13 protein-coding genes are annotated in these 8,980 nt (G+C 41.5%); 4 read left to right on the forward strand and 9 right to left on the reverse strand.

Going from position 1 to position 8,980, the window contains the following annotated elements; translation table 11 throughout:
• Nucleotides 1-109 precede the first annotated feature (109 nt).
• Complete coding sequence (locus tag IM473_RS20130) at nt 110-1,603, forward strand: carotenoid oxygenase family protein (RefSeq protein ID WP_287658319.1); 1,494 nt, start codon at nt 110-112, stop codon at nt 1,601-1,603.
• A 44-nt stretch (nt 1,604-1,647) separates the two neighbouring features.
• Here IM473_RS20130 and IM473_RS20135 read toward each other — a convergent pair whose 3' ends face one another.
• The 8 genes from IM473_RS20135 to IM473_RS20170 all read right to left on the reverse strand — a co-directional run bounded on the left by IM473_RS20135 (nt 1,648) and on the right by IM473_RS20170 (nt 7,251).
• Nucleotides 1,648-2,523: a Tab2/Atab2 family RNA-binding protein gene (locus IM473_RS20135; protein ID WP_287658318.1), complete on the reverse strand. Its 876-nt coding sequence runs from the start codon at nt 2,521-2,523 to the stop codon at nt 1,648-1,650.
• 117 nt (nt 2,524-2,640) lie between these two features.
• Nucleotides 2,641-3,660 (reverse strand): glycosyltransferase, encoded by a 1,020-nt coding sequence (locus IM473_RS20140; protein ID WP_287658317.1) that lies wholly within the window; start codon nt 3,658-3,660, stop codon nt 2,641-2,643.
• Between the two features lie 90 nt (nt 3,661-3,750).
• Entirely contained in the window at nt 3,751-4,074 is a 324-nt protein-coding gene (locus IM473_RS20145; protein ID WP_287658316.1) for a DUF3593 domain-containing protein, read from the reverse strand.
• On the reverse strand, nt 4,067-4,378 hold the full coding sequence (locus IM473_RS20150) for a DUF2499 domain-containing protein (protein WP_002803528.1): 312 nt from the start codon (nt 4,376-4,378) through the stop codon (nt 4,067-4,069). Before IM473_RS20150 ends, IM473_RS20145 begins: the two co-directional genes overlap by 8 nt.
• 135 nt (nt 4,379-4,513) lie before the next feature.
• Nucleotides 4,514-5,497 (reverse strand): glutathione synthase, encoded by a 984-nt coding sequence (gene gshB / locus IM473_RS20155; RefSeq protein ID WP_287658315.1) that lies wholly within the window; start codon nt 5,495-5,497, stop codon nt 4,514-4,516.
• Between the two features lie 15 nt (nt 5,498-5,512).
• Complete coding sequence (gene grxC, locus IM473_RS20160) at nt 5,513-5,773, reverse strand: glutaredoxin 3 (RefSeq protein WP_287658314.1); 261 nt, start codon at nt 5,771-5,773, stop codon at nt 5,513-5,515.
• A 63-nt stretch (nt 5,774-5,836) separates the two neighbouring features.
• Nucleotides 5,837-6,067 (reverse strand): hypothetical protein, encoded by a 231-nt coding sequence (locus tag IM473_RS20165; protein WP_287658313.1) that lies wholly within the window; start codon nt 6,065-6,067, stop codon nt 5,837-5,839.
• Nucleotides 6,064-7,251, reverse strand: a complete 1,188-nt coding sequence (locus IM473_RS20170) for an RNA-guided endonuclease InsQ/TnpB family protein (protein WP_287658354.1) — start codon at nt 7,249-7,251, stop codon at nt 6,064-6,066. The genes IM473_RS20165 and IM473_RS20170 overlap by 4 nt, the downstream gene beginning before the upstream one ends.
• A gap of 90 nt (nt 7,252-7,341) precedes the next feature.
• On the opposite strand from IM473_RS20170, the gene IM473_RS20175 reads away from it, so the two are divergent.
• Nucleotides 7,342-7,782: a hypothetical protein gene (locus IM473_RS20175; protein WP_002753281.1), complete on the forward strand. Its 441-nt coding sequence runs from the start codon at nt 7,342-7,344 to the stop codon at nt 7,780-7,782.
• Here IM473_RS20175 and IM473_RS20180 read toward each other — a convergent pair.
• Nucleotides 7,779-8,066 (reverse strand): YggT family protein, encoded by a 288-nt coding sequence (locus IM473_RS20180; RefSeq protein ID WP_002763635.1) that lies wholly within the window; start codon nt 8,064-8,066, stop codon nt 7,779-7,781. The genes IM473_RS20175 and IM473_RS20180 overlap by 4 nt on opposite strands.
• Before the next feature lie 259 nt (nt 8,067-8,325).
• Between IM473_RS20180 and IM473_RS20185 the strand changes: the two genes are divergently transcribed.
• A complete protein-coding gene (locus tag IM473_RS20185; protein ID WP_287658312.1) occupies nt 8,326-8,454 on the forward strand; it encodes a hypothetical protein in 129 nt (42 codons plus the stop codon).
• 150 nt (nt 8,455-8,604) lie between these two features.
• Nucleotides 8,605-8,835 (forward strand): helix-turn-helix domain-containing protein, encoded by a 231-nt coding sequence (locus IM473_RS22630; RefSeq protein ID WP_353845158.1) that lies wholly within the window; start codon nt 8,605-8,607, stop codon nt 8,833-8,835.
• The last annotated feature ends 145 nt before the right edge of the window (nt 8,836-8,980 follow it).

Below are 8,980 nucleotides of genomic sequence, written 5' to 3' on the forward strand. Positions count from 1 at the left end.
CGGCAAGGAGGGGGTAAATAGGCTGAAAAAATGATTAGCCACCCCCTTCTTTTTATCTCTGGTAGTTTTAAGTTATGTTAAGAAAAGTAAATATAAACTTAAAACTACCATGGTATTAACTCCGACAATTGGCGAAAAATCCTATAATCGTCAGGATTGGCAAAAAGGCTATCAATCCCAACCTAACGAGTACGATTACGAGGTAGAAGACATCGAGGGGCAAATTCCCCCCGATTTACAGGGTACAGTCTTTAAAAACGGCCCCGGTTTACTCGATATCGCTGGCACTGCGATCGCTCATCCCTTCGATGGGGATGGTATGATCAGCGCGATTAGCTTCAATCATGGGCGCGTACATTATCGTAATCGTTTTGTTAAAACCCAGGGTTATCTCCAGGAACAAAAAGCGGGAAAACCCCTTTATCGCGGCGTTTTCGGCACGAAAAAACCGGGGGGAATTTTCGGCAATGCTTTTGATTTGCGTCTGAAAAATATTGCTAATACTAATGTTATCTACTGGGGTGATAAATTACTGGCACTTTGGGAAGCGGCCGAACCCCATCGCCTCGATGCTAAAACCCTTGATACTATTGGTTTAGACTACCTCGATGGTATCTTAGAAAAAGGCGATTCTTTTGCCGCTCATCCTCGCATCGATCCCGCTTGTATCTTCGATAATCATCAACCATGTCTGGTAAATTTTGCCATTAAAACGGGTTTGTCGAGTGCCATTACTCTCTACGAAATTAGTCCCACGGGTAAGTTATTACGTCGTCATACCCACAGTGTACCGGGCTTTTGTTTTATCCACGATTTTGTTATTACTCCCCACTACGCCATCTTTTTCCAAAACCCGGTTGGTTATAATCCTTTTCCCTTTCTTTTTGGGTTAAAAGGTGCGGGAGAATGCGTCATCAATCAACCAGACAAGTTAACTAAGATTATTATTATCCCCCGGGATCCTAACAAAGGAGAAGTGAAAGTTTTAGAAACTCCATCGGGTTTTGTGTTCCATCATAGCAATGCTTTTGAACAACTTGCCCCGAGCTACGTCGAAGGGGGGGAGAAAATTTATATTGATTCTATTTGTTATCAATCCTTACCACAACTGGATTCAAATAGCAATTTTCAATCGGTAGATTTTGATAGTTTAGCTCCAGGACATCTGTGGCGATTTACACTAAATTTATCAGAAAATACCGTTACAAGAGAATGTATTCTAGAGCATTGTTGTGAATTTCCCAGCATCAATCCAGCAAAAGTTGGTCGAGATTACCGTTATTTATACATGGCTGCCGCTCATCATGCCACTGGTAATGCTCCTTTGCAAGCAATCTTAAAACTGGACCTATTAACGGGAGAAAAACAATTACATTCTTTTGCTCCCCGGGGATTCGCGGGTGAGCCAATTTTTGTGCCTAAACCCGATGGAATTGCTGAAGATGATGGGTGGTTATTGGTAGTCACTTACGATGCGGCCAATCATCGATCGAATATGGTAATCTTAGATGCTAAAGATATCACTAATTCCCTAGGGATTATTCATCTTAAACATCATATTCCCTACGGGTTACACGGTAGTTGGACTAGACAATGTTTTTAAGTTAATTCTGTGGGGGTGGATTGAAAACCCACCTTTACTAAACTTTACTCTTGATATCCTTCTTGTAATAGCCAAAAACCAGCAAATGATTCCGATTCAGGGTTAGATTGAACTGCTAAAAAATGCAGATTATTCGCTTTTTGTTTAGCTTCTTCAAAGTTTTTGGCTTCGTTTAAAGTCTCGGCATTAGTGACATTGACGAGAATCCAACTATCACTAGCACCCGTTTCTAAACGTAGCACAGGACGAGAACCAGTTTCTAACTTTAAATAGGCCATTTCTAACCCTGACATCCAACCAGCTAGGGGTAAAGCACGGGGGGAAAAAATAACTAAACCGGGGATTTTTAGATTCTCATCTAATCCCATTCCCAGTATAGGCAAATTTTCTCCGAAGCTAATATCCCAATCTTTTAAATCATTAAAAGAAGACAATTCTAGCGTGACAAAGGCCCATTTATCTGCCTTATCTCCCCGGACAGCATCGGGAAGAGGAACAGCATTTAAAGGAGGATAATTCACGGAAGCAGTTTTAGTTAAATTTTGATCATAACCAACTTCTTGGGGGTAGAAATTAACCATTCTTTCTTCTATCCATCTAGTGAGAGCATGAGTGCGACGACTAGGGGAAGCGGGAATACCGATATCCTCGCAAGCTTTGCTAATCATGTTATTCATCTGACGACGGAAAAAGCGAATTTTTTTGGGAGTTACCCCCGCTGCTTTGATAGCTGCAGTAACTGCCTCTCCTAACCATTGGGAATTAACCATCGTATTAGGACAATAACTGGCATATTTAAATAGTGTATCGGAGGAGCGATCAATTGTTGCCGGAGTTTCACAGATTAATAATTCCCATCTTTTTTTATTATTTTCATCCAGCACCGGCCGCGAATAAAAATCAAGTTCCCAAATAGTCATATTTTTTTCAGTTATCAGTTATCAGTTATCAGTTATCAGATTTGAGTTTTAAGTGAACAATATTAAGTGGCAAGTTCCGAGATTTCTTTTCACTGATTACTGCTCACTGTTTACTGTTTACTGCTCACTGAAAAATCCCCTATTCCCGACAACAGTACGAACGCGGTAGATAGGACGTTTTTGGGATTCATGGTAAGTTCGCATCAAAATTTCTGCCAAAAGACCAAAACAGAGTAATTGTACCCCAGTTAAAAAGAATAACACGGCCAGGATTAACAAAGGTCGAGCGCCGATTGCTTGTCCGAAACCGAGTTTGAGAATAGTCAGATAAGTGCCTAAAATAATCCCCACTACCATCGATAACAGTCCGTAGAGTCCAAAAATGTGCATCGGACGGGTGAGGAACTTTTTCATAAAAAAGACAGTAAATAAGTCCATAATCACGCGAATTGTGCGACCTAAACCATATTTACTCTGTCCGAACCGTCTAGCGTGGTGATTAACGGGAATTTCGGTTATTTTTGCCCCTTCAATAAAAGCTAACGCGGGTAAAAAGCGATGTAATTCCCCATAGAGATTCATATCGGCCACTAATTCGGCTCGATAGGCTTTCAAAGAACAACCGTAGTCGTGTAATTTGACCCCTGTTACCTTGCCAATCAGCCAATTAGCTATTTTTGAGGGTAAAAGCCGTTTTACCCGGTCATCTTGGCGATTTTTGCGCCAGCCACTCACGAGGTCATAACCTTCCTCTAATTTGGCTAATAATAGGGGTATATCATTGGGATCGTTCTGTAAATCGCCGTCGAGGGTAACGATTATCTGTCCCGTGGCATAATTAAATCCGGCAGCCATGGCGGGGGTTTGTCCGTAGTTGCGTCGCAATATTACCGCCTTGAGATCATCGCGATTTTTGGCTAAATTAGTTAAAACCTCGGTGGAACCGTCCTTAGAACCGTCGTCAACACAGATAATCTCGTAGTTAATTTGATAAGAACGCAAAATCGTGGCGATACTCTCGACGAGATGGGGGATACTGTCCACTTCGTTATAAATGGGAACCACTACCGATAAAGTCTGGATAGCAGCCTGCGGGTTTGGTTCGTTGACACTGATGGACGGTGTAATCGGGTACATAGTTGACTGACGCGGGGACGTTTTGGGGCGATTGTATCACAATTCAGTTATCAGTTATCAGTTATCAGATGTGAGTTGTCAGTTCACTGATTACTGTTCACTGTTCACTGCTCCCTGTTCCCCTTTCTCTGCTCCCTTTTTCGCTAAAATTGCCTGACGAAAACCTAAGACGACGAGAATATTGGAGAGGGTGAGGAAAAATTCGGCGCTGCCGTGTAACCAATCGACGTTGGCTAATTCTTGACCATAGTGGAGCTTGGCGTAGATACCGGCAGGAATGGTGATAAAAACGAAGATTAACAGCACATAAAAGCCAATTAGGGCTAAATAGGGCATTTTTCCCGAACGAGTGACAAACCAAAGAAACCCCAGATAGGGAAACAGGGAAATGGCAAATAAACTCTCTTTATTCATTGTTAACGCTAATTTTACTGGAACGCCACAGCCACCAACCGGCAGCACAGAGGGTAAAATTTCCTAAGACAGTCATGGCTGCCTGTAGGGTGACTAACCAGGATAAGGCACTGATATTATCAAAAAAATGCCATGTACAGGCACACATGGCCCCAATTAAAGCGGGTAACATTCCCCAAGATAACATTCGCCACGATCGATCGCTACTGATGTCGCCATAGGTCCAGACTAACCAGATTGCCGCTATCCATTCTACGACACTCGATACATGAACCATCCACGTCGGTATTGATAAAGCATTCATTTTTTTTATAGGAGAGAGGAGACGGGAGAGAGGAGACAGGAGAGAGGAGACAGGAGATAGGAGATTGTTTTTATTTATTCTCCCCACTCTCCACTCCCAATTCATAATTCCCACTCCCAATTCATAATTCATAATTCATAATTCATAATTCCCATTTCCCGAAAAATTTTCTAGCCATTTAATCACCTGTTGACCTAAACTAAGATTGTTTAATCGATCGATCTCGCGAATGCCGGTGGGACTGGTGACATTAACTTCCGTGAGGTAGCCACCAATCACATCTAATCCGACAAAATATAGGCCATCTTCTCGTAATTTTGGGGCTAAAGTGGCACAGATTTCTAATTCTCGATCGGTGATTTCTGTTTTTGCCACCCGTCCACCCACCGCCATATTACCGCGAAATTCCGAACCAGTGGGAATGCGATTAACTGCCCCGATCGGTTCACCATTGAGGACAATAATGCGTTTATCTCCTTCTTTGGCAGCTGGTAAATAATCTTGAATCATTACCGGTTCTTGTCCCCATTTTGTGCTAATTTCAATCATTGAATTGAGATTGCGATCTTCGGGACTAAGAAATAAAATTCCCTCCCCTGCTTTGCCCCCCAAAGGTTTCATAACTGCCGCCCCTTTTTGGTTGACAAATTCCCTAATTGTCGCTTTATCTTGGGAAACAATTGTGGCGGGCATTACCTGAGCAAAATGAATAGTGTATAACTTTTCGTTGGCATGGCGTAAACCCCTAGTTGAGTTAATTACTTGGGTTTTTTGCGGGTTGATCAGATCTAATAAATAGGTGGCATAAAGATAGGCAATTGTCACGGGTGGATCTTTTCGCATCCAGACAAAATCGAAGTTTTCTAGGCAGGTAAAAACTGTCTCTTGTCTTTGATACCATTGAGATACAGCCACCCAATGATTATCTTTTAACTCCACGGGAACCAGTTCAATTTTAGTTAGTTTTGCCCAAGCTTTTCCCGCAATCGCACTGAGATCAGTGATGGAAGTCATCCAGATTTCATGACCTAATAATTGGGCTGCTTCCATGATAGCTACACTGGTATCATGTCCCGGCTCTAAATACTCGATCGGATCGATAATAAAGGCTAGTTTCATTAATAGTTTTTATCCTTAATTCTGCAACAGGGGATCTAAACCACCACTTCTATCTAAAGCATCGATGTCATCGCAGCCCCCGATGTGTTGATCGTTTATAAAAATTTGTGGTACACTTGTACGACCATTGGCTCGATCGGACATTTTGGCTCGCGCTCCTTCATCACCATCGATACAATATTCGGTAAACTCCACCCCTTTTTTCTTAAGTAATGCTTTAGCGCGGATACAGAAAGGACAGGAACTCCAAGTATAGATCTCAACATTAGCGGCCATAAAATTTATCTCCCTTCTTTACATATCTTAAATTTTAGCCGATAACCGAGCAGTGATCTTCCTTCAGGTCAGAAAACGCCAATTAGGGCGATTCCACTGATATATTCCTTGTATTTCCCATTCTTCACCATTTTGAAAGCGAATACGGCAACTAACAGGGTGAGAGTCATCCTCACTTTCATTTACTTCTATTACCTCACAGGGAAACCAGTCGCAACTATCGGCAGCGTCTGCGGGAATCCATTCCCTTGACATCCTCACCGCCGTAAACGGACGGCGATTCCCAAACCTCACGATTTGAGTTTCTGCTTCTGTCCCGAAGGATTTTTCGCACCTGCCTTAACAGATTTACTCTGTTCTGGTCTTATGGTCGCTCTACAGACTGACACCGCAAGCCCTGCGGCCAAAATGTTTTTACTGGCGTTAATATCTCGGTCATGGTGAATCCCACAGTCTGGACAGTCCCACTCTCGAATATTTAACGGCATTTTCTCAGCAATATACCCGCAATTACTACATCTTTTAGAGCTAGGAAACCATCTATCTATTTCGATGTAATTTCTCCCATACCAACGGCATTTGTAGGCTAATTGTCTAGTTATTTCTCCCCAACTAACGTCAGATATTGCCTGAGATAATTTCGGGTTTTTGACCATATTCTTGACGGCTAAGTTCTCAACCACAATCGTTTGGTTTTCACGGACTAATTGAGTGGTTAGCTTATGTAAATGGTCTTTTCTGTTATCAGTAATTTGGGCGTGAATCCTTGCTACTTCGATTCTTGCTTTTTCCCGATTTTTTGAGTCTTTCTGTTTTCTAGACAGATTTTTTTGCGCCTTTCGCAGTCTCCGATAATGCTTTTTAAAATGCTTAGGATTAGATACCTTGTCTCCATCGCTGGTAATTACTAGGCTACTAATTCCTAAGTCAATTCCAATGGCTTTATCTGTTACTGGTAATGGCTTAATCGTTGGGTCATCAAATCTTATTGAAATATGCCAACGTCCAGAAGGATGTAATCTGACTGTTACTGTGCTTGGTTCACAGCTTTCTGGTATTTGTCTTGACCATCGAATAGGTAAAGGTTCTGTGCATTTAGCTAAATAGATTTGTCTGTCTTTAAATTTAAAAGCAGATTTGGTAAATTCGGCACTTCCTCCCTGATGTTTTTTCTTAAAGTTAGGATACTTAGTACGACCAGCAAAGAAATTAGTAAAAGCTGTTTGTAGGTGTCTTAACCCTTGTTGTAAAGGTACACAGCTAACTTCGTTTAAAAACTCTAATTCTTCTTGCTTTTTCCAATCGGTTAGCATTGAAGAAGTTTCAGTATATCCTACTCTTTCTTGCTTTTCGTACCAAGCTTGTGTTCTGAGATGGAGAGCTTTATTGTAAACTAATCTTACACAGCCCAAAGTGCGCCGCAATAGCGACTCTTGTTCGGGTGTTGGGTAAAATCGGGAAGAATAGGCTTTTTCCATATCTCGCATTCTAGCATATATCGTGTAAATGCGCTAATATTTAACAGTAAAGCCGTCGTAGAACGACGGGGTTTCAGACCCAAATTTTCGATGACACCACGCTCGCTCACTGTTTTGCTGCTTTCTGTTCTTTTCTGGCTGTCTAGCTTGCTTATCATCCCTACTGCTCAAGCTTTGACCCCAATTCAACTATTAGATGTATCTTATAAAGACTGTCCCCCCGAATTAGCCGAGGGGAGTGTCACCAGTGGGGGAACCAGTTTTCCCGCTAATTGTTTTTTAATCACCGGCAAAGCTAAAAATAATTCCGGAAAAACCGTCTATGATGCCGATGTTTTTGGTCGGATTTACGATGCTAACGGGGAACCGGCTTTACAAAATCGTAGCCGAGTCGGGGCAATTCCAGAAGTGCCGCCGGGGATTAGTGATTTCGAGATCAGAATTTCTGTTTCTACCAATCAACCAACCCCCTTGCGACTGGAAAAATTCAAAGCTTCCGGTTTTACCAGCAGTGTGGATCCGCGGATTTAGAAACTGCTGCTGACCAGACTGCTGGCCCCTGTGGCTACGACACTCTGAACGACGTTGAGCAGCAGGAATGCGAGAATCGGGGACAAGTCCATCCCGCCTAGGGGTGGGATAATCGAGCGAAAGAGGTTTAAATAGGGATCGGTAATCGGACTGAGAAAAGACATAATCTGATAGGCCCAACCGGCATTTTGGAACCAAGTCAGTAAAACCCTAACAATTAGGATTACTGAGTAAATTTGCAGGAAATTGTTGATTATCGTCAAAATAAACCCTATATCGCTCATAAATAAATCTTTCCTCAAGGGGGCGTGATGGTTAGTTTAACTTTGATCTTACCAAAAAAATGGTCTTTAGTTACTCTCGCCCCCCTATCTTACTGGTTTTAACCGGCTATCGCCATTCATCGGGGTTGACGGACACTTGGTAAGAAAACTGAATACAGCAGTTATCTGAATGATGAGATATAGCATTTACATTTGAGATGTGGAAATCAATTTCTGAAAAAATGCTATAATCTAAGTCAATGTTTTAATAACTTTAATTATGGACAAGGCTCAGAAAATCAAAAAAGATATCGAGGAACTAGATAAATGGATTAAAACGAATCCAGATTCAAGAGAATTAAAAAGAGCTATTGCCGTTAAACTATCTTTACAAGGATGGACTTATTAAGCGATCGCCCCCATACTCAATGTCTCTCTAAGTTTTATTGGTAAATGGAAAACCCAGTTTGAAGACCGAGGTATCGCTGGATTAAAATTATCATACCAAGGAGCAAAAAGCTACTTAGATGAAGAGCAAAAACAAGAAGTTTTCAGTTGGCTGCAACAACAAGAATATTGGGATATAGCGGAGCTAGAATGCTATTTAATCGACCAATTTGATGTAGCATTTAAATCTCAAACGAGCTATTATAATTTGCGAAAAGAAGCGAAAATTAGTTGGCAAAAAGCTCAGCCTAAAAATCCTTGTCAAGACCCAGAACTGGTCAAAAAAAAAGAACCAAGAAATCCAAGATATTATAACAGGGGTATTACCAGAAATAAAAGCTGAAAAGGTTGTTATATATACGATTGACGAAGTTCACCTACTAGAAGGAGACTTGATTAGCCATCTTTGGGGGAAGACAGATAAAAGACTAAAACTTCCACTTCTCAACCCGAAAAATCGTCAAACATACTAGGGGGCATTAAACTTA

The sequence above is a fragment of the Microcystis sp. M015S2 genome, from assembly GCF_020245945.1.
Taxonomy (GTDB): domain Bacteria; phylum Cyanobacteriota; class Cyanobacteriia; order Cyanobacteriales; family Microcystaceae; genus Microcystis.

Excerpts from the sequence above, each read along its gene's own strand:
- IM473_RS20145 (WP_287658316.1), bottom strand. The coding sequence starts at position 4,074 with ATGAATAAAGAGAGTTTATTTGCCATTTCCCTGTTTCCCTATCTGGGG.
- grxC (WP_287658314.1), bottom strand. The coding sequence starts at position 5,773 with ATGGCCGCTAATGTTGAGATCTATACTTGGAGTTCCTGTCCTTTCTGT.
- IM473_RS20135 (WP_287658318.1), bottom strand. The coding sequence starts at position 2,523 with ATGACTATTTGGGAACTTGATTTTTATTCGCGGCCGGTGCTGGATGAA.
- IM473_RS20175 (WP_002753281.1), top strand. The coding sequence starts at position 7,342 with ATGACACCACGCTCGCTCACTGTTTTGCTGCTTTCTGTTCTTTTCTGG.
- IM473_RS20130 (WP_287658319.1), top strand. The coding sequence starts at position 110 with ATGGTATTAACTCCGACAATTGGCGAAAAATCCTATAATCGTCAGGAT.
- IM473_RS20180 (WP_002763635.1), bottom strand. The coding sequence starts at position 8,066 with ATGAGCGATATAGGGTTTATTTTGACGATAATCAACAATTTCCTGCAA.
- IM473_RS20140 (WP_287658317.1), bottom strand. The coding sequence starts at position 3,660 with ATGTACCCGATTACACCGTCCATCAGTGTCAACGAACCAAACCCGCAG.
- IM473_RS20170 (WP_287658354.1), bottom strand. The coding sequence starts at position 7,251 with ATGGAAAAAGCCTATTCTTCCCGATTTTACCCAACACCCGAACAAGAG.
- IM473_RS20185 (WP_287658312.1), top strand. The coding sequence starts at position 8,326 with ATGGACAAGGCTCAGAAAATCAAAAAAGATATCGAGGAACTAGATAAA.
- gshB (WP_287658315.1), bottom strand. The coding sequence starts at position 5,497 with ATGAAACTAGCCTTTATTATCGATCCGATCGAGTATTTAGAGCCGGGA.
- IM473_RS20150 (WP_002803528.1), bottom strand. The coding sequence starts at position 4,378 with ATGAATGCTTTATCAATACCGACGTGGATGGTTCATGTATCGAGTGTC.